General features: G+C 60.4%; 21 protein-coding genes. 12 read left to right on the top strand and 9 right to left on the bottom strand.

Annotated elements, in window-relative coordinates:
* Nucleotides 1-291 precede the first annotated feature (291 nt).
* Together R6Y96_RS08600 and uppS are read left to right on the top strand one after the other, a co-directional pair.
* Nucleotides 292-1302 (top strand): radical SAM protein, encoded by a 1011-nt coding sequence (locus R6Y96_RS08600; protein WP_318620906.1) that lies wholly within the window; start codon nt 292-294, stop codon nt 1300-1302.
* A complete protein-coding gene (gene uppS / locus R6Y96_RS08595) occupies nt 1299-2075 on the top strand; it encodes a polyprenyl diphosphate synthase (RefSeq protein ID WP_318622513.1) in 777 nt (258 codons plus the stop codon). The genes R6Y96_RS08600 and uppS overlap by 4 nt, the downstream gene beginning before the upstream one ends.
* A gap of 195 nt (nt 2076-2270) precedes the next feature.
* On the opposite strand, the gene R6Y96_RS08590 is transcribed toward uppS, so the two are convergent.
* Nucleotides 2271-2861 carry an undecaprenyl diphosphate synthase family protein gene (locus R6Y96_RS08590; protein WP_318620905.1) on the bottom strand — a complete coding sequence of 197 codons (591 nt, stop codon included), beginning with the start codon at nt 2859-2861 and terminating at the stop codon, nt 2271-2273.
* Nucleotides 2858-2998, bottom strand: a complete 141-nt coding sequence (locus R6Y96_RS08585; protein WP_318620904.1) for a hypothetical protein — start codon at nt 2996-2998, stop codon at nt 2858-2860. The genes R6Y96_RS08590 and R6Y96_RS08585 overlap by 4 nt, the downstream gene beginning before the upstream one ends.
* A 154-nt stretch (nt 2999-3152) precedes the next feature.
* Here R6Y96_RS08585 and R6Y96_RS08580 point away from each other — a divergent pair, with 154 nt between their 5' ends.
* The 7 genes from R6Y96_RS08580 (at nt 3153) to R6Y96_RS08550 (ending at nt 9592) form a co-directional block, all read left to right on the top strand.
* Nucleotides 3153-3782, top strand: a complete 630-nt coding sequence (locus R6Y96_RS08580) for a metal-dependent transcriptional regulator (protein ID WP_318620901.1) — start codon at nt 3153-3155, stop codon at nt 3780-3782.
* Complete coding sequence (gene feoB, locus R6Y96_RS08575) at nt 3779-5629, top strand: ferrous iron transport protein B (RefSeq protein ID WP_318620899.1); 1851 nt, start codon at nt 3779-3781, stop codon at nt 5627-5629. The genes R6Y96_RS08580 and feoB overlap by 4 nt, the downstream gene beginning before the upstream one ends.
* 11 nt (nt 5630-5640) lie before the next feature.
* Nucleotides 5641-6360 carry an RAD55 family ATPase gene (locus tag R6Y96_RS08570; protein ID WP_318620898.1) on the top strand — a complete coding sequence of 240 codons (720 nt, stop codon included), beginning with the start codon at nt 5641-5643 and terminating at the stop codon, nt 6358-6360.
* Nucleotides 6361-6397: 37 nt separating this feature from the next.
* Complete coding sequence (gene dph5 / locus R6Y96_RS08565) at nt 6398-7150, top strand: diphthine synthase (protein WP_318620896.1); 753 nt, start codon at nt 6398-6400, stop codon at nt 7148-7150.
* Entirely contained in the window at nt 7147-7716 is a 570-nt protein-coding gene (locus R6Y96_RS08560) for a DUF357 domain-containing protein (RefSeq protein WP_318620894.1), read from the top strand. Before dph5 ends, R6Y96_RS08560 begins: the two co-directional genes overlap by 4 nt.
* 342 nt (nt 7717-8058) lie before the next feature.
* Nucleotides 8059-9099 (top strand): lysylphosphatidylglycerol synthase transmembrane domain-containing protein, encoded by a 1041-nt coding sequence (locus tag R6Y96_RS08555; RefSeq protein ID WP_318620892.1) that lies wholly within the window; start codon nt 8059-8061, stop codon nt 9097-9099.
* Nucleotides 9100-9145: 46 nt separating this feature from the next.
* Nucleotides 9146-9592: a bifunctional nuclease family protein gene (locus R6Y96_RS08550; protein ID WP_318620890.1), complete on the top strand. Its 447-nt coding sequence runs from the start codon at nt 9146-9148 to the stop codon at nt 9590-9592.
* Nucleotides 9593-9603: 11 nt separating this feature from the next.
* Here R6Y96_RS08550 and hisE read toward each other — a convergent pair whose 3' ends face one another.
* Together hisE and R6Y96_RS08540 are read right to left on the bottom strand one after the other, a co-directional pair.
* Nucleotides 9604-9897 carry a phosphoribosyl-ATP diphosphatase gene (gene hisE, locus R6Y96_RS08545; protein ID WP_318620888.1) on the bottom strand — a complete coding sequence of 98 codons (294 nt, stop codon included), beginning with the start codon at nt 9895-9897 and terminating at the stop codon, nt 9604-9606.
* Nucleotides 9890-10330, bottom strand: coding sequence for a NusA-like transcription termination signal-binding factor (locus tag R6Y96_RS08540; protein WP_318620886.1), 441 nt, complete (start codon nt 10328-10330; stop codon nt 9890-9892). Before R6Y96_RS08540 ends, hisE begins: the two co-directional genes overlap by 8 nt.
* A 219-nt stretch (nt 10331-10549) precedes the next feature.
* Here R6Y96_RS08540 and R6Y96_RS08535 point away from each other — a divergent pair, with 219 nt between their 5' ends.
* Both R6Y96_RS08535 and R6Y96_RS08530 read left to right on the top strand, forming a co-directional pair.
* Nucleotides 10550-11254 carry a DUF432 domain-containing protein gene (locus R6Y96_RS08535; RefSeq protein ID WP_318620884.1) on the top strand — a complete coding sequence of 235 codons (705 nt, stop codon included), beginning with the start codon at nt 10550-10552 and terminating at the stop codon, nt 11252-11254.
* Complete coding sequence (locus R6Y96_RS08530) at nt 11254-12102, top strand: mechanosensitive ion channel family protein (RefSeq protein WP_318620882.1); 849 nt, start codon at nt 11254-11256, stop codon at nt 12100-12102. Before R6Y96_RS08535 ends, R6Y96_RS08530 begins: the two co-directional genes overlap by 1 nt.
* Before the next feature lie 21 nt (nt 12103-12123).
* Here the strand turns inward: R6Y96_RS08530 and R6Y96_RS08525 are convergent, their stop codons facing one another.
* The 4 genes from R6Y96_RS08525 to R6Y96_RS08510 all read right to left on the bottom strand — a co-directional run bounded on the left by R6Y96_RS08525 (nt 12124) and on the right by R6Y96_RS08510 (nt 15646).
* A complete protein-coding gene (locus R6Y96_RS08525) occupies nt 12124-12786 on the bottom strand; it encodes an MBL fold metallo-hydrolase (protein ID WP_318620880.1) in 663 nt (220 codons plus the stop codon).
* Between the two features lie 67 nt (nt 12787-12853).
* A complete protein-coding gene (locus R6Y96_RS08520; protein WP_318620878.1) occupies nt 12854-13594 on the bottom strand; it encodes an SIMPL domain-containing protein in 741 nt (246 codons plus the stop codon).
* Between the two features lie 136 nt (nt 13595-13730).
* Nucleotides 13731-14855, bottom strand: coding sequence for a serine/threonine-protein kinase (locus tag R6Y96_RS08515; RefSeq protein ID WP_318620877.1), 1125 nt, complete (start codon nt 14853-14855; stop codon nt 13731-13733).
* Nucleotides 14852-15646, bottom strand: coding sequence for an FHA domain-containing protein (locus R6Y96_RS08510; RefSeq protein ID WP_318620875.1), 795 nt, complete (start codon nt 15644-15646; stop codon nt 14852-14854). Before R6Y96_RS08510 ends, R6Y96_RS08515 begins: the two co-directional genes overlap by 4 nt.
* A gap of 547 nt (nt 15647-16193) precedes the next feature.
* On the opposite strand from R6Y96_RS08510, the gene polX reads away from it, so the two are divergent.
* Nucleotides 16194-17918, top strand: coding sequence for a DNA polymerase/3'-5' exonuclease PolX (gene polX, locus R6Y96_RS08505; protein WP_318622512.1), 1725 nt, complete (start codon nt 16194-16196; stop codon nt 17916-17918).
* A 122-nt stretch (nt 17919-18040) separates the two neighbouring features.
* Here the strand turns inward: polX and R6Y96_RS08500 are convergent, their stop codons facing one another.
* Nucleotides 18041-18478 carry an FKBP-type peptidyl-prolyl cis-trans isomerase gene (locus R6Y96_RS08500; protein ID WP_318620874.1) on the bottom strand — a complete coding sequence of 146 codons (438 nt, stop codon included), beginning with the start codon at nt 18476-18478 and terminating at the stop codon, nt 18041-18043.
* Nucleotides 18479-18496: the final 18 nt, after the last annotated feature.

Below are 18496 nucleotides of genomic sequence, written 5' to 3'. Positions count from 1 at the left end.
CTCCAGCCCGTCTTTCAGGCGCCTGGGGGGCCGGGAGCGGTCAGCCGCAAAAGACGTCCCTCGCGGAGGTGATCCGAGGGCATCGGAGAAGTGGTTTGATGGCCTGCCGCGCATGCTGCCGGAAAACCGTGGAGAGTTTGTATCAGAGAATCGTTGATTTGATGGTCCCGCCCGCCGCCGGGGATTGCGGCACCGGTTCCCCCGCCAACCCGGGGCGGAGAGGATCCCGGGATATCCGTCTACCAACCGTCAAACCTTTTTCATCTTGTGTGTCTTATAACTATTATCATCATGCCGCAGGAGTCCGGAGCAGCAGTGGAGGGGCGCTACCTGAGCCCGGGGTGTGTCCTCTGCCACCAGGGGGCAAAGATGGTCCTCTTTGTTACCGGGAGGTGTAACCGCGGCTGCTGGTACTGCCCGCTATCGCGGGAGCGCAAAGGGCGGGACGTTATATTTGCAAACGAACACCAGGTCTCCTCCCCTGCCGGTGCCATCGAGGTCGCGGAGAGCATGAGCGCTCTTGGAACCGGTGTCACCGGCGGCGAGCCGCTGCTCGAGATCGAGCGGGTTGTGGACTACTGCCGGGCACTCAAAGAGCATTTCGGGCCAGGACATCAGATCCATCTCTACACCGGTCTTGCACCGGATGAGGCCGTGCTCCGGCGGTTGCAGGGGCTGGTCGACGAGATCCGGATGCACCCCCCGCGGGAGGTCTGGGCCTACATCCTGGAGACCGATTACGCCTGTTCAGCAGTTATCGCCAGGAATATGGGGTTCCTTGTCGGGATCGAGGTCCCGTCGCTCCCCGGGATCGATGACCTTGCCGCCGCCCTCCCGCTCCTCGACTTCCTCAACATCAACGAACTGGAGTGGGGCGAGACCTGTGCCGCTGCCATGCGCAAACGCGGTTTCGAACCCGAGGACGGAGTGCACAACGCCGTGAAGGGTGCTCGGGCCTGGGCGGAGAACCTCTCTGCCGACCCGAAAGTTCATTTCTGTTCGTCGGTCTTCAAGGACTCCGTCCAGCTGCGGGAACGGCTTAAACGGATTGCTTCCAACACCGCGCGTCCGTTTGATGAGGTGACTGATGACGGAACGGTCGTATACGGGGTGCTTGAACCCGATGGAACCGTCGACGCGTTTCTTGCCTCTCTCGAAGAGGATGATTATACAGTCTCCGGGGGGAGGATCGAGATGGCCTGGTGGGTGCTCATCGAGCACGGCGCCGACCTCCCCGGGAAGAAGTATGTTGTCGAACGCTACCCAAACAATGGGATGATCGTCGAGGTGACGCCGCTCTGAGACTCCGATCGGGGATCGAACCCCTCTATGAACGTTACCTGAGGCGGCAGGTGAGGCACGTCCCCCGCCACATCGCGGTGATCCAGGACGGAAACCGCCGGTACGCGCAGAAACAGGGAGTGAATACGTCGATCGGCCACCGCATGGGAGCGGACACCACGGAACGGGTGCTCAACTGGGCGCAGGAACTTGGCGTGCAGCAGATAACGCTCTACACCTTCTCCACCGAGAACTTCCGGCGGGACGAGAGCGAGCTTGAGGCGCTCTTTACACTCTTTAAAGAGAAGTTCAGGGCGATCCTGGACGACGAGCGGGTTAAGAAGAACCACATCCGGGTGCGGATGATCGGGGATCGCTCGCTCCTGCCCGCAGACCTCCTTGAGGCCATCGATGCGGCGGAGGAGGCGACCAGACAATACAGCAACTACTTCATCAACGTCGCCATAGCCTACGGCGGCAGGAACGAGATCGTGCACGCCGCCCGATCGATCCTGGAGAAGGTCAGGCAGGGGGCCATCGACCCGGACACCATTGACCCCGCAACCGTCGAGCGCCACCTCAACCGCGGTGCGCTCATACCGCCCGTTGACCTGATCATCCGCACCGGCAACGACTACCGGACGTCCAACTTCCTCCCCTGGCTTGCAAACGGCCATGAGTCGGCGGTCTACTTCTGCGCTCCATACTGGCCGGCGTTTAGAAAGATCGACCTTTTGCGCGCGATGCGGGTCTTTGACCAGCGTATGAGGCTCAAGGAGCGCACGGCCGGGTGAGCATAACCGGGGTGAAGAGCCCCGCGCCGGCCATCCATCGTCGACCCCGCCGGGCAGGCAGCCTCTGGCGGTTGGAAGGAGAAGGCCGTTTAAGGGTCAGAAAGGGGATCTCAGCGATCTTTCCCGCCGCGAAACGGGTGGAGAATCTCTTCCTCGCTGGCGGTAAAAACTTCCCCGTCCCACTGATGGATACCTTCACCTGCCGAAACGGCGCACCCTGGACTGAAAGTCCCGGAGCGCGCGAAGGAAATCCACCTTCCGGAGCAGCGCCCAGTTGACGTCCAGGAAGAAGAGTTCGGAGTAGACCGACTGCCAGATCAGGAAATCGGTCAGGTGGTCTCCCCCCGTCTTGATGACCAGGTCCGGCTCGTACCTGAAGGTGAGATAGGACTCAAGCAGTTCTTCATCGACAGAGTCTGGCTCCACCCCCTCTTTGGCCATCTGCCGGATACAGGCCGCGATCTCCTCACGTCCGCTCTTCCCGATCGCCACCGCCACGTCCATGCCCTCCCCCCCAACCTCAGTTCCCTCCCGGTAGTGCAGCCTCAGGTGTGCGATCGAGGAGACCCTGCGGATCTGCGGCAGGCAGTGTTCCAGCCTGGCCGGGTCGGTGGTGCTGATATGGAACGTCACGCTCCTGATCCCCAGTTCCCGGCACCACTCAACGGTACGGTAGAGGTTGTCGGGGGCATCGAGCATATCCTTCTCGCTGATCATGAAACAGATATGCTCAGGGAGGGTGCTGAGGTTGCGAAGGAGGATCTTCTCGTAGAGCCGGTAGATCATGATGCCCACCCCCAGGATGCGGGTGTGCTGTAAACGTCAGCCCTGGCGCACCACCAGCCGCGCGCCCCTGTAACACCGCAGCGCACCTTAAAAAACTCCTCGCTCCCATGAGCATCGGTCTCTGCAGCCAGTTTCACTCCTTTCTTCTTCGCGCGCCAGATATAAATAGCCTCGAGATCTGTGGTGTGCCGGTCAAAGTGGATGCAATCACAGGTTCTGGCGAGAATACACCCAGGAGCCCGTTGACACCACCCAAATCCATAAACTTCTTGAAACGAAAGAGATGTTAACATGCTCCCTTCCATGGTAGAGGATTACCTCGAAGCGATCCTGGAGATCGCGGAGAAGAGCGGGCGGCCGCCGACGGTGGAAGAGATTGCGGCAGCCCTAAAGATCGGGAAGGAGACCGCCTCATCGACCATAGCCGCTCTGGCCAGGGAAGGCTACCTGGAGCAGGTGGGCGATGCCGTCCGGCTGACAGAGAGAGGTGCGGCGCTGGCCTCGAAGGTTGCCCGGAAACACACCGTCCTCCAGTGTTTCCTGACAGAGATGCTCGGGATCGATACAAACTCCGCAAGCAGGGAAGCCTGCACCCTTGAGCACGGTATATCCGATGATACCATCGAGCGGCTCTCCTCCTACATGAGCGGCACCGCAACCATGCCAGGACGGATGAGGAGGCGGCGCGGTCAGGAGACCGTCACGCTGCTCGACTGCAACGAAGGCGATATCGCCAGGGTTGCGCTTATGCGCGGCCCCGGCGGGCACCGGAGACTGCTTGACCTCGGCCTCTTCCCCGGCGAGATTGTGGAGATCCGCCGAAAACTCCCGAATAATTCTGTTGTTGTCAGGGTGAAAGGCTGTGACATCGCCATCAGCCCCGAGATAGCGCGATCGATATTTGTGGAGTCCTGTCCATGAAGATCGCTCTGATCGGCAACCCCAATGTGGGTAAATCCCTGATCTTCAACCAGCTCACAGGTCTCGGGGTTGAGGTGAGCAACTACCCGGGAACCACCGTCGAACTTCAGCGGGGGAACACCTGTTTTCAGCGCGAGATAATCGAGATCGTGGACCTCCCCGGTGTCTACTCGCTGGAAGGGAACTCGGAAGAGGAAGTCCTTGCCCGCCGGTTCCTGGAGCAGGGAGATGTCGACGCCGTCGTCGTGGTCGCGAGCGCCACCCGCCTGGAGCGAAACCTCTACCTCCTCCTCCAGGTGGCGGAGTACGGCCTTCCCATGGTCGTCGTCCTGAACATGGTCGACGAAGCCGCAAAACGGGGGCTCGAGATCGATCCCGGCCCGCTCCACGACCTCCTTGGTGTCGATGTCCTCCTGACGGCCGCATCACAGGGGCTGAATATCGACCGGATCATCCCGGCGGCCCTTACTGCATCCCGGCCGGCAAAGGTCGAGATCCCATACGACCACCACATCGAGGCGGCAATCCGGAGCCTCGGCAAGATCTTCGGGGTTGACCGAAAAGAGAGTCTCCGGGCGCTCCAGGGGTTCGGCGACAGCCCCGAACTGCTCGAGGCAGCAAGAACGATCGCCGACGAGATAGAGTCGCGCCACCGAATGACGGTTACCCAGATCATAGCCGCAAATCGGCACAACTTCGCCCGCAGTCTGGCCGAACTTACCGTGAAGGAGAAGCACCCGCCCCCCGGGACCGACCCTGACAGCATTCTGACCCGTTTCATCCCCGGGATGCCGATCCTGCTTGCAATCCTGGTAGGAATGCTGCTCTTCGTCTTCGTGGTGGGGTCGTTCCTGGAGGAGGCGATCGTGGAGGTCTTTGAGGTCTACGCGATTCAGCCGTTCCTCGCGCTCGGGCTGCACCCCCTTCTTGAAGGGATCGGCGCCTCTATCCTGCTTGCGCTGCAGGCAGGCCTCGGTATAGCGCTGCCTTACGTCTTCCTCTTCTACATCATCATATCAGTACTGGAAGACTCCGGCTACATGACACGGGCGGCGTTCCTGGCCGACAACGCCATGCACAGGCTCGGGATGCACGGCGGGGCGGTCATCCCCATCACCCTGGCGTTCGGCTGCAACGTTCCGGCAATAATGAGCATCCGGCTCCTGCACTCCCGGCGCGAGAGGATCATCGCCTCGTTTCTGGTAACGATGGTCCCCTGCTCTGCAAGGACGGTCATAATCGCCGGGATTGTTGCAGGTTTTGTGGGTCTTGCGGCGGCGTTCAGCGTCTATGCTATTGTTTTTGTCCTGATCATTCTCACCGGGCTTCTTCTTTCGCGGGTTGTGCCCGGTGAGCGGTTTGGCATGATCATAGAGATGGCCCCGCTTCGCCGGCCTGTGCCGCGACTGGTGATGAAGAAGGCCTGGTCACGCTTATCGGAGTTCCTCTTCATCGCGATGCCCCTCCTGCTTCTCGGGAGCGTCGTCCTCGGGCTGCTCGAGTTCTTCGGCGTCATGACGGCCTTTGAGGGGATCGTGGAGCCGTATACCATGGGGCTCCTAGGGCTTCCCGGCTACTCGGCGACGGCGCTCATATTCGGGGTCCTCAGAAAAGAGATGGCGTTTGAGACCCTTGCAATCCTGGCGGGCACCGCAGACCTCGGGGCGGTTCTATCGTCGCTCCAGCTTTATGTCTTTGCGGTTGTGACCGTCCTCTTCATCCCCTGCCTTGCAACGATCACGGTTCTCCTGCGGGAGGTCGGTTCACGGATCACGCTCGCGGTCACTGTATACACGGTCACGCTCGGCCTCCTGATCGGAGGGTTTATCCACCATCTCTTTTCATAACTGGTGTAGAAATGTACATCTACGAGACCGGGATCCCGCTGGTCGATGGGGATTATGGGGGTATGCATGCCGCGACCAATGTCCTCCTCCTTGCCCCTCCACTATCCCACGCAGAACATCTGGCATACCGGATCGCAAGCCCAAGATCCGGGGAATGGACGGTTGCACTCTCGACCGACGAGCGCGCCGCCGATGTTGTCGGTGCGTTCCGCAAACTGGGAGCGGACAGGAACCGGCTCGGGGTCATCGATGCGGTCACAAAGGGTTCGGTGCCGACCGTGCGGGACACCTCGAAGGTGAAGTTCGTCACGAGTCCCCTTGACCTGACCAGCATGGGGATCAAGTTTTCCCGGATGGTGGAGGATATGTGGAAGGAGGGGGCGATGACCGATCCCGAGGGTCCAATGCCCCCGCCGGTTCGGTTCTGCCTCAACTCGGTCTCGACGATCCTTATGTATGCGCAACTCGAGGTGACCTTCAGGTTTCTCCATGTCATCACCAACCGGGTTAAGAAACTGGAGGGGGTAGGTGTCTACATCCTTAACAGCGAGTCGTTTGATAGGCGGACGGTGTCCACCATCAAGCAGTTGATGAGCATGGTGATCGAGGTGAGGACGGACGAGGGGAGAGTAGCGGCGGACCACGATTTCCGGGTAATCGGGATCCATGGCAGGACGACTCCCTGGATCCGCTACTTCTACAGCGACGGCGTGGTGACGATCGAGGAATGATGGTCGGCAAACCTCTGCTACATGGAGCGGATTCGCGGTGCTGACGTTTGTTGGCCTTGGCCTCTACGACCTGGGGGATATCACGCTAAAAGGTCTTACGTACGTTAAATCCGCTGATGTCGTCTTCCTTGAGGCCTACACATCGCGGTTGATGGGGACGGATCTCACCGCGATGGAGGTATTCTTCGGGAAGGAGATCCGGGTTCTCTCACGGGAGGATGTCGAGCAGGATCCTGCCGAGATCCTGGAACGCGCCGCTGCCGGCAGGGTGGCGTTCCTGATCGGGGGCGACCCGATGGTCTCGACGACGCACGCTGATCTCCGGATAAGGGCGGCCGCTGCCGGTATAGAGACCTCCATAATACACGCAGCCTCCATATCAAGCGCGGTCTGCGGTCTATCCGGGCTGCAGAACTACAGGTTCGGGAAGTCCTGTTCTGTCCCCTTCCCGGCGGGGGGGTGGTTCCCGACGACCCCTATCGATACGATCACGGTGAACCTCGGGCTGAACCTCCACACGCTTGTATACCTGGATATCCAGGACGACCGCTGCATGCGTATCCCGGAGGCGATTGAGATCATCGAGGATATGGCGGAGAGGCGCGGGGTCGAACCGCCCGCGCTGTATGTGGGGATCGCCCGGGCGGGTTCAGAGCACCCGGTGGTTGCTGCCGGCAGCGGCAGCAAGCTCAAGGAGACCGATTTTGGCCCCCCGCTCCATGTCCTGGCCGTCCCGGCGGACCTCCACCCGGTGGAGCGGGAGTACCTGGAGACCTTTGCTGGCCTATGACCCTGGAGGAGTATGGGGGCCTCTTTGAGGGCGCTCTCCTGCGGGCGCGTGTCGCCGTCCCGGATGGAAGACCGCTCTTTCGGGTGGCGGTGGAGGTGATGGAGATGGCTGCGGCCTACCTGAGCGACGGGGTTACGTTCCTTGAGGCCGGCGACCGGGTGAATGCGCTCGCCGCCTTTGCCTACGGGCTTGGCTGGCTTGATGCCGGTTCGAGCCTCGGGCTGATCGAACCGTATGATCCCCACCCGCCGGAAGCAGTGGACGCACGCATCCTTCCCTCGCAGACCGCCCGCCTGGACGAGAAGACCCGGCGGTACCGCCGTATGCTCGATTCCGCGCTTGCAGCGGCCAAAGAGGCACCGGACGTCTCAAGCCCGCTCCACGCTGCAGCGAGAGAGTTTCTGCGGGTGGCGCAGAGGTGGTATGAGGGGGGTGGAGAGCGTCTCGATGCAGGTGATCTCAACGGCGCCCTTCTCCGGCTGAGTTACGGGTATGCCTGGCTCGATGCCGGCATCCGGGCGGGGCTCTTCCGGGTGACCGGTCGCCGGGATCTATTCACCGTATAGACGGTCTTTTGAATGGACCGGTGGTAGGGAATCATTACCGGGGGTTGTTGGTGGATCTTCCCCTCTGTCTCTCCTTATCAGCCGGATACTCTCTTTCAAACGGCCGGCCCCCGGCGCTCTTAAGACTGACCTCCCGCCACAGTTTCAACCGCCGGCGGGTATTTACACCATACACCAGTGGTAAACCACCACCGCAAGTTAAAATAGTATCCAGATAATACCCTATTGGTTCAATTTCGGGTGTTTCGGCCCGGGATTATCCAAAAATCCACAGGATTGATCTCTGGATCTCGTTGGGGTTCCGTGCCAGGTCTCCAGAGCCCGCCCATGGAGCAATGGAGCATGAATGGGTCTCAGGTAAAGTGGCTGCTTGTCTCGATCGGTTTCAGCGTTCTCGTTCTGGGCGTTGTCCTCTACTTTACAGTTGATGAGACCACGGTTGATTACATCCGTCGGATAAACCCGTTCTACCTCCTCGCCGCGGTCGTCCTCCACCTCCTTTCCCTTGTCTTCTGGTCGTTGCGGATCCAGAAGATGTCGGAGTCGCTCGGGTTTAGGGTTCGGTTTACACACTGCATGAACCTGGTCCTTGCAAACATGCTCGTAGCTGCGGTAACACCATCGCAGGCTGGCGGGGAGCCTGTCCGGATTCATGAACTCTACCGCGCGGGCGTCCCGGTGGGGGACGCCACCGCTGTCGTCATCATGGAACGCGTCCTCGACGGGATCGTCCTCGGGGCCCTTGGTGTCTTCTCGGTTCTCTTCCTCGGGAACTACTGGCGCGGCCTGACCTCGGGGGTCAGCGGTATGGGTGTCCTGATCTGCGTTGCCTGGATCGCCATCACCCTGTTCGTGTTCTTTTTTGCCTACTCGGTGAAGAACCCCGAGTGGCTCAAACGGACGCTCAAACGGGGTTCGCGCTGGGTCGATCGCCGCTGGCGCCTTGAGCGGCTTGAACATCTGCTGGAGGCGATCGACCGGGAGGTGGACAACTTCAACAATGCACTCGCCAGGTTTGTCGGTCACGGTAAGAGCGGTCTTTTCTGGGGAGTGGTCTTTAGCGTGCTATTCTGGCTTTCGGAGTTTGTCATCGCATCGTTCCTGCTCATGGGCCTTGGCCAGCCGCCGCACCTCATCGAGTCGTTCGTCGTCCAGATCATCGTTGCCATCATCATGATGCTCCCGCTCACGCCGGGAAGTTCGGGTGTTGCGGAGCTCAGCGCCACCTCATTCTACAGCCTCTTTGTTCCCTCATCGATCGTGGGCGTCTTCGTCCTCCTCTGGCGGCTGATCCTCTACTACCTCAACATCATCCTGGGCTTACTCCCGGGTTTCGTGATTGTCCGGCGTGAGGTCATCGCCCGGGCCAGAAAACACCGTTGATAGACGTCAAGATATAAACGTAAGGAGAGTGATCTCAGATAAGCAGATGACAGCTCAAGAATGCAGGGTGCAGGGTGTCTTCATGGCGGTGAGCGAGATGGGAGCGGCGCCGACCGTTCTCCTTGATACCGGCGGTGAGAGCATGGTTCCCATCTACATCGGGCTCTGGGAGGCCATCTCGATCAGCAACGCGCTCAACAGCGAGGTGCTCCCGCGGCCGATCACCCACGACCTCATCATAGAGGTCTTCCGGAACTTCGAGATAACCCTCGACGCGCTCCAGATCGATGCCTTGGAGGACGGCGTCTTCTATGCCAAACTCCTCCTGCGGCAGGGTTCACGCACCGAGGTGATGGACTGCCGGCCAAGCGACGGGATAGCCATCGCTCTCCGCTACCCGGCGCCGATCATGATCGAGGATACGGTCGTAGAGATGGCGGCCGTAAAGAAGGACGGCCTGCCCGGGATGGTCGACCTGAAGGACTACCTCTGACCGCCCCGGTCTCACTTCCGGCGTGCGGCGAGTTCGTCGAGCACGTCAGCGGGATCGATGCCCAACGCCTGGAACGCTACAAGCAGGTGGAAGAGGAGATCGGCGGCTTCGGATACCGTTCTCTCAGGTACCTGGTTCTTTGCGGCCAGTATGAACTCGACCGCCTCTTCGCCGACCTTCTCCAGGGATTTGTCGACCCCTTTGCGGTGGGTCAGGATGGAACGGACGTAACTGCCGGTCGAGGGGTGGTCAGCCCGGTCCTGGATGACCTCCCAGAGTTCTTCGAGGATCTCCCAGTCACGCATCACTTGCCTCTCCTGCAAGAACCTCGCCGAGTTCGGCATCGAAGTAGCGGGAGAGGAGGTTTCGTGCCTTCTCGATGGTGCACCCGCCCTTGCCTATGGCGATGCCGAGGTCGCCCTTGCTGATGTAGACCGTGATCTTGCCGTCATCTCTCCGTTCGACACCGGTGACCTCGGCCGGTTTGAAGACGTTCTTTGTGAATCGCTCGATCTCAGGTGAGTATTCGACCATCTCAACACGTTTTCCAAGAACCCGCTGCATCTTGCGGATGTTGTTTCCCTTCCTGCCTATGGCAAGACCCATGTCCCCTTCTTTTATGAGGTATATGATGCGGTCGAAGCGCTCGTCGATTATGCAGTCCAGCGCGGTCGCCCGGGTGAGTATTCTCAACTCTTCGATGTATCGTCGTTCTTTAAAGGATATGGTTCGTATCATTGAAGTTGTCCTCAATGGGATTGATGCGGTAAGGTATAGTCACTTGGGGGTTATATACCTGAGTGGCCGGTCAGGCACGCATGCTGGATCTCCTGCAAGGAAGCGCCTCCAGCATATAGGACGGTTTTACTTCGTATTTCGTGCCGGAAGAGGGGGTGTCCGCCAGGGCCTTTCAGCTTTTCCGTAGTTTAATATTTGAGTAATCGCAGATCACTGCTGATGTTCGGGCGCTACAAGGGCACGTTCAGACGTGAATCCGGGGAGATTCTGGTTGAGGTTGAGGAGGATGACGGTCTCCTGACCTACAGGCGCAGGTGCGGAGGGGATAAATTCGAGCGGATCCTTGTAGCTACGATGGCCGAGGTTATCATAAACCCGGTGGAGCCTGTCAACCTGCCAAAAGATATTACAAACTTCCTGATGATAGAGTTCCCCCCGGTGATGATCGAGCCCGGTGCCTCCCGGACGGTATACCTGAAGTTTCCAGTTGAGTTTGGCGTCTTTGTGGAGTCTGCACGGGATATCGAGGTGGTGGATATCTTTGCCCCCACCACCCAGAAGTACACCCTCTACGGCACGCCGAACCGGGGGCTCATCGCACGCTGGTATGGAAGCGAGGTCTACGCCGAGATTCCAGAGGTCGATCTCTACCGCGAGGGGGTGATGGAGTTTACGATCACCAACACCTACCGCGAGTGGGTGGAGGTCTCCAGGGCCGTCTTTAGGAGCGTGGATATGAAGATCTACTACGGCGACTTTGTGGCCTCGACCGCGACGATGCGGGTTGTTGGACCGAACATTGCGGAGACCGATTTTATAGACGCGCCGCCGCGGCCAGGTATGGTGAAGTCGATTGAACTTTACACCGCTCGAAAGATCTCAGCGCTCAGCCGGGGCTACCTGATGGAGTGGGGGCTCTCGTAATGTTCAACCTGACCGCGGTCATGGAGACGCCTCTCGGCGTGGCCGGTATCACCATCGGGAGCCTCCTCTTCTTCACCCTGATCCTGGTTATCGGCGTGCTTATCGCGAGGATCGTCTCGATAAACGTCAGGAGGGCCCTCTCGGAACGTTTGCCTGCGAACGAACGCGAATTGTTCACGAAACTGGTCTACTACGGCATCGTCATCTTGGCGTTTCTGGCCGCTCTTCCCCAGCTCAGCGTTGACCTCTCCGGTCTCCTGGTGGCCGGTGGTATCGCCGGTATAGTTATCGGGTTTGCAAGCCAGAGCGTCATATCGAACCTGATCTCCGGGCTCTTCCTGATGTTTGAGCGCCCGATCCGGATCGGCGATAACATAAACGTCTCGGATGTCACAGGGTCTGTGGAGGATATCAGGGTACTCTCGACGGTCATAAAGACCTTTGATGGGATATACATCCGGATCCCGAACGAGAAGGTCTTCACCTCAAATATAACAAACTACGTCCATAACGTTGCCCGGCGGTTTGCGTATCTGATCAGCATCCGATACCAGGACGATGCTGATCTGGCGATCCGGATTGCAAAGGAGGTCATCGAGACCCACCCGTTTGCGCTCAGGAACCCTTCGCCCTCGGTCTTTGTAGACAACCTGGGGGACGATGGTGTCAACCTGACGGTGTATATCTGGGCGCCTGCGCGGAACTGGTGGGAGGTCAGGACGGATCTTCTATGGAAGATCAAGAAGGCGCTCGAGGAGAACGGCATCGAGATACCCTTCCCCCAGCGCACGGTATGGTTCCCGGAGCGGCTTGAGGTGGAGCAGCGCCCCGCCGTGGAAGAAAAATAATCATTTTTTTGACCCGGGTTTTTATACCCGGTGCACCCTGCCGAGACCCCCTAGCCGGAACGAGGCCGGGTAGCGTTCCTGCAGGTGCGCAATATTTTCGGTGCAGTGCGATGCCGAGATGTAGGCCAGGCTGGCAAGTTCCTGGAGATCCCGGTCTGAGAGGCTGTGAAGCCCGCCGATGACACCACACACCCTCCCCTCCTGCGAGACCCTCTCGATGATCCGGGCGATGTGAGGATGGGCGCAGCCGGTTATTATCAGGAAGCCGGCAGGCGTTTCGAGTGCAAGCGACTGCTCCTGGATTGTCGCCCCGAGCGGGCCGGTCACGGCAACGCCCTCTGCGATCTCCACCCAGCCACGGACGACCTGCGGGATTGTCAGGTCGCTGATCCGCTCAAGGGTCTCTCTGGAGAAGCCGCTGTGGACGAAGACCTCCAGCCGCGGGTTTGCATCGAGGATTGACGCAAGCCCGCCAACGTGGTCGTGGTGGTCGTGCGAGAGCACAACAGAGCGTATCTTCGCAGGATCGATCTCGAGCGCCTGCATGTTCGTGATGAGGATATCCCCTTTCGCCCCGGTATCAAAGAGCAGCCCGGCCTCCTCCACCAGGCAGGAGAACCCCCAGTCGGTTGTGAGCCCCTCACAGTAGGGGATGTTGTTGTAGACCTCGGTTATGGTGAACATGAATCAGGTTCACCTCCACGGCGGGATTATCCTTCCTGATGGGGCAGTGGAGAAAAAAGGGGTTTGTCTAAGAGAGGGTGTATGTGATGTAGACGCTTGCGGTCAGTTCGATCTCGCCGACCTCAAGCGGGGTGGTCTTTACGCCGGCACCCGATGCCTGCTCCATAACGTAGCGGTTGTCGTAGGCCATGGGCACGTAGGTTCCCCCGACGTTGACCTCCTTGACATCAACGATACTCTTTCCAAGCGCAGCGGCGACCGCGTCAGCATCGCCCCGCGCCTGCGCCACGGCGGCGGTCAGCGCCTGGGAGCGGTACTCCTGCTGTTTCTCGTCGCTCAGTGTGAAGGCCAGGGAGTTAACCCTGTTTGCTCCGTTCTCGACCGCCAGGTCGACAACCTCACCCGCGCGGCCGACGTCGTTCAACGTAACCTGGAGGGTGTTGACCACCCGGTAGTACCTGACCTTTGATGTTATCAGGCCGCTGTCATCGGTATCGGTAACCGGGATGATGTTGTAACCTGCGGTCTTGATATCCTTTGCCGGGATGCCGGCCGCCTTCAGCGCGTTTATCACAGCGTCCATCCGCTGCGCGTTCTGCTGCCGGGCAGTCTTAACATCGATGTTCTCGGTCTCGACCGCGAAGACGATGATCGCCTGGTCAGGGGTCGTCGTCACCTTCCCCGTGCCGGAGACCTGGATCACCCTCTCACTGGAGTCTCCCTGCGCCTGTGCGGTGACGTTCCCGACAACCGCCGCGCAGACTACCAGCATCAGGGCGATCCCCAGAAGTGCTGTCTTTCCTCGCATGGTATCGTTCAGTTCTTTATCCGGTAAAATTAAATAACTTGCCTTGACTTCGAGAATTTTCGTAGTTTAAAATCCCAGAATTACACAATCGGACGTGCATTTCTGGATTTTACGGTCTCGGGGCACGGGGCGTCTTTCAGGGTTCGCCTGCACCCTTCATCGCGGCCAAAATTGCGTCCAGGAGTTCGGTGGCGGACAGGTAGCGGTTCGCGGGGTCCTTCTCCAGGCATCGGAGGATGATCCGGTCGAACGCCGGCGGTGGCAGGGGCTGATCATTCAGGATGGCCTCTGCAAGACCGGTGAGGTTACCGTCTGCAAACGGCGGTCTGCCGGTTACCAGTTCGTAGAAGACGGCGCCTGTCTGGTAGATGTCGGTCCTGGTATCGGGTCGGCCGTAACGGCCGGGGGCGATCTGTTCGGGGGCGGCGTAGGCCAGGGTGTAACCGGTAACCCCGGTATCACTGCCGGTCTCAACCATTCTGCCCATCCCCCAGTCGGCGATCTTAGGGGTGAGGTCGTCGGCAAGAAGGATGTTCCCCGGCTTTATATCGAGGTGGACAACCCCTCTCTCATGGGCAAAGGCGAGTCCCGCGGCTATCCCGGCGGCTATCCGTGCGGCGGTCTCCGGCGGGAGGGGTTTATCAAGGTCGTTCAACGTCCGGGGGAGGTACTCCATCTCGACGAAGGGCACCGGGAGTATGTTGACCGAGTGGACGGCCAGGATGTTGGGGTGGTTGAGGTCCTCCAGGAACCGCATCTCGTTCATGAACGCTCTCCCGGTAACCTCGTCGCGGGCGAGCGGGACCTTCACGGCCACCACCTGGCCGTCGTCTCGCCTTCGTGCCGAGAAGACCTCTCCAAGTCCGCCTCTCCCTATAAAGGTGGCCCGGTCGTAGCGGTCAGCAAGTTCTGGCGGGAACCCCGTTGGCCGGGAGACCACCGTCCGGCAGGTATCGGGCTCTCTCTTCTTCAGGCGGCGGAGGAGTATGGCAGATCCGCCGGCGAGAAGAACGAGAACCAGAACGGCTGCCCAGATACCCGGCAGCGGTGCCGCGTTCTCCGTTCTCTCTTCCTCTGCATCCGGGTCTTTGTTCTGTCCGGGCGCATCGGCCGGACCCCTGTTCAGCACCTCTTTGACCGCCTCGACCGCCCGGGATGAGGCGTTCGCGTGTTCAGGCGGCCCTGCTGCGTCGGCGGGAGGGATGATAAGGGCAAGGAGCATGGCAGAGACCAGGAGCAGGGTGGCCGCTTCAGGTCTCATCCGGCACCATAACCCTCCACCGGGGCGACAAAGACAAGGGTCGCCCCCGAAGCACCCTTTGCAAGATCGATCATGTCGCCATCGTGGAGTTCGTGTCGCCTGCCCTCCTCAAGCAGTCTGCCGTTCACGAAGGTGCCGCCGGTGCTGCCGCAGTCCTCGATGAACCAGCCGTCGTTGCGATGCCGGGTGATCCGGGCGTGCGGCCGTGAGACGCGGGTGACCGCTGCATACCCCTCGCTGAGGACAATCGCCTGGCCCCGTGGTGCGCCTGCGGCCGGGTCGAGCCGGCCAATGGCGATACGGTCGTGGTCGAGGGGGAAGACCTTGCCGTCCTCCGGGCCGCCGAGGAGGATGACGGCCGGGGAGGAGAGTCTGCCAAACTCTCCGGAGACGGTCTCGCGGACACTGGCCAGCCTCTCTGCCAGAACCTCGTCTGTGAGAGTCAGCCGCAGGTTTGCAAAGAGCCCGAGACTCCTTGTGATGGCCTCAAGCCCGCCGGGCACGAGCGAATACTTCCAGACCGGCCGGACACCCCTGGCGGTGGGGCGTGATAGACCGGCCTCTTTTCGGACGACCCCGATCTTCATCAGTCTGTCCAGGTGCTTCTTTGTGTTCTCGTAACTTGTCTCGATCGCCGCCGAGATCTGGCGTATGTCTTTTGGACTCCGCTCGATGGTTTTCAGGATCTTCAGCCTGGTGCTGCTGCTGAGAACGTCCAGGTATTCGGAGAGTTCCTCCAGGTCGTCGGGCTCCATATCCAGGACAAGCGTCCTTGCGTCATCGTAGGTCATGGGCCACCGTGCGGGAGTTCAGTCGATGTATCTTTTTGCGCGGTTGGTGATGAAGGTTGCGCGAGCCCATCAAGTTAGCTTGTTTTTGGTTTGATATTCTCCAATCACCACCGCGGTGAACGCCTTTTGCGGGTGACCGCCCGGACACTCTTCTTCCATTGATGGCAAAACACCCTCTCCTCCCGGCCGCTTCGCGGGGCTGGCAGTGCGTGGCGATAGTCAGAGGGAGGAGTCGTGCCCGGGGCGGAGACGGATCTTTCAGGATGATTTCACTGAGGCGCCACAGATTTGTCCTTCGGCACTGTATGGATCGGGAATCGCCAGCCGCGGCGGGTGGGAAAAGGAACTTTCCCCCTCCGCCGCCTCTCCAATCTCTCGGGAATGGCGTATCGCAAAACCCCGCGGCCACCCCCAGGAACACCATAACGTTCAAGTAATTCGCGGGCTGAAGACTCCATTAACCGTGAAACCAGCAACTCTCATACCGCTCACGTCCACCGGCCGCTCCGCCATCGCAGTGAGGGCATATCTGCCGGGGGTGTGACCCCTGGCGGGTGTTACCAACCTCGAGGTCGCAGCGATCCTTCGCGAGGTTGCCGATCTGCTCGAGATCAAGGGTGTCCGGTTCAAACCCCAGGCCTACCAGAAGGCGGCGCTGGCGGTCGAGACCATGCCGGAGGATATCGCCGAGGTGGCGGCGGCAGGGAAACTTGAAGAGATCCCGGGCGTGGGAAAGGCGATTGCAAAAAAGATCCAGGAGATCGTTGAGACCGGCAAACTCGGCTACCTTGAGAGCCTCCGCCAGGAACTCCCGGAGGGGGTGCTTCACCTGATCGGGATCAGCGGGATCGGGCCGAAGAAGGCGATCGCCCTCTCTCAGGCGCTCGGTGTCCGGACGGTCGATGATCTTGAGGCGGCGGCGAAGGCCGGCCGGATCCGCGACCTCCCCGGGTTCGGCGAGAAGACCGAACGAAACATCCTTGAGAGCATTCAGATGAGCCGGCAGGCCAGGGAGCGGCGGCTCCTCGGGCAGATCCTGCCTCTCGCACGTGATATCGAGCGTCGGCTGACGGCGCATCCTTCGGTTCGCAGGGTGAGCCTTGCCGGGTCGATCCGCCGGCGAAAAGAGACTGTCGGGGACGTCGATATCCTGGCGGCCTCGACGAGTCCCGCGGAGGTTATGGAAGTCTTTGCCAGCCTGCCCGGGGTTGAACGCGTCCTCGCCCGCGGGTTGACAAAGACCTCGGTGGTGCTCTCGGCCGGCATCCAGGTTGATCTCCGCGTGGTTGAGGATACGCAGTTTGGTGCGGCGCTGCAGTACTTCACCGGCTCAAAGGAGCACAACATAGCGCTCCGGAGGCTTGCCATCGCCAGGAACTGGCGGTTGAACGAGTACGGGCTTGTGGATCTCTCAACCGGCCGTCAGATCGCCGGCGAGGACGAGGAGGGTGTCTACCAGGCCCTCGGTCTCCCCTGGATCGAGCCGGAACTGAGGGAGAACCGGGGCGAGATCGAGGCTGCCAGGGCCGGGAAACTGCCCGACCTGGTCGGCTACGACGAGATCAGGGGCGACCTCCATGTTCACACCACCTGGAGCGAGGGCGCTCACTCCATCGAGGAGATGGCGGAGGCTGCCCGGGCGCTCGGGTATGAATACATCGCGATCTGCGACCACGCGGAGGCGCTCCGTATAGCCCGCGGTCTCTCACCGGAACGTATTGCCGAACAGGTGCGTGAGATCGAGCGGATCAACAGGGAGAGCGAGAGCGGGTTCAACGTTCTCGCGGGTATCGAGTGCAACATAGGCCTCGACGGCGGCCTTGACCTCCCCGACAGCGTCCTCGCAGATCTCGATGTGGTGGTGGCAAGCGTCCACTCGGGGCTGAAGCAGCCGGAGGAGGAGATGACAAAACGGCTGATCACGGCGATGCATAACGATAATGTCGATATCATAGGTCACCCGACGGGCCGGATCCTGCTTGAGCGCGAGCCCTCACGGATCGATCTCGCCGCGGTCTTTGAGGCGGCGGCAAACCTCGGGGTTATGCTGGAGATAAACGCCTACCCTTCCAGACTGGATCTCTCCGACGTCAACGCCCGTGCGGCCCGCGAGGCGGGTGTCCGGCTATCGCTAGGCTCAGATGCTCACAGCCGGGAGAACCTGCGGTTCATGGAGTTCGGGGTTGCAACGGCCCGGCGGGGATGGCTCTCGGCGGATGATATCGCCAACACCCGGCCGCTATCTGAGTTGAGAAACGTCCTACGGCGGTGAGACCTCGCGGGACTTTTCGGTGCAGCGCCGGTAAGAAAACTGAGAAATGAGGGTATCTGCATACCTCTCCGGATCTTGAAGAGGCAGAGCGGGAACGCCCCCTCGCGCAAAGGTGGGGCGGTTCACCCCGTCTCGACTATCTCAATGAGCCGGATCTCAAACGTCAGGGGCTGCCCTGCCAGGGGGTGGTTGGCGTCGAGCGTCACACCCGATTCCGTGACCTGGGTGACGGTCACGATGGCCGCCCAGCCGTCGGGCTGCTGGATCCTGAACTGCTGCCCCGGTTCGGGCTCGATATCAGCAGGGAACTTGTCCTGGTCGATGGTTATGGTCATATCGTCGAGGCGGGGGCCGTATGCGTCTTCTGGCTGGATTGTGGTGGTCTTTACCTCTCCAGGTTCCATGCCGGCGACGGCACGCTCAAACCCGGGGATGACCTCGCCGTTGCCGATGGTAAACTCGAGGGGGTCGCGGTTCTCGGAGGAGTCAAAGACCGTCCCATCTTCCAGTCTCCCGGTGTAATGCACCCTGACGGTGTCGCCTTCTCTGGCCTGTGCCATACTTTCTATCACCACCGG

The sequence above is a fragment of the Methanoculleus receptaculi genome (genome assembly GCF_033472595.1).
Lineage (GTDB): Archaea > Halobacteriota > Methanomicrobia > Methanomicrobiales > Methanoculleaceae > Methanoculleus > Methanoculleus receptaculi.
Note: the sequence above shows the minus strand (reverse complement) of the source record. Positions and strands in the feature narration are given on the sequence as shown.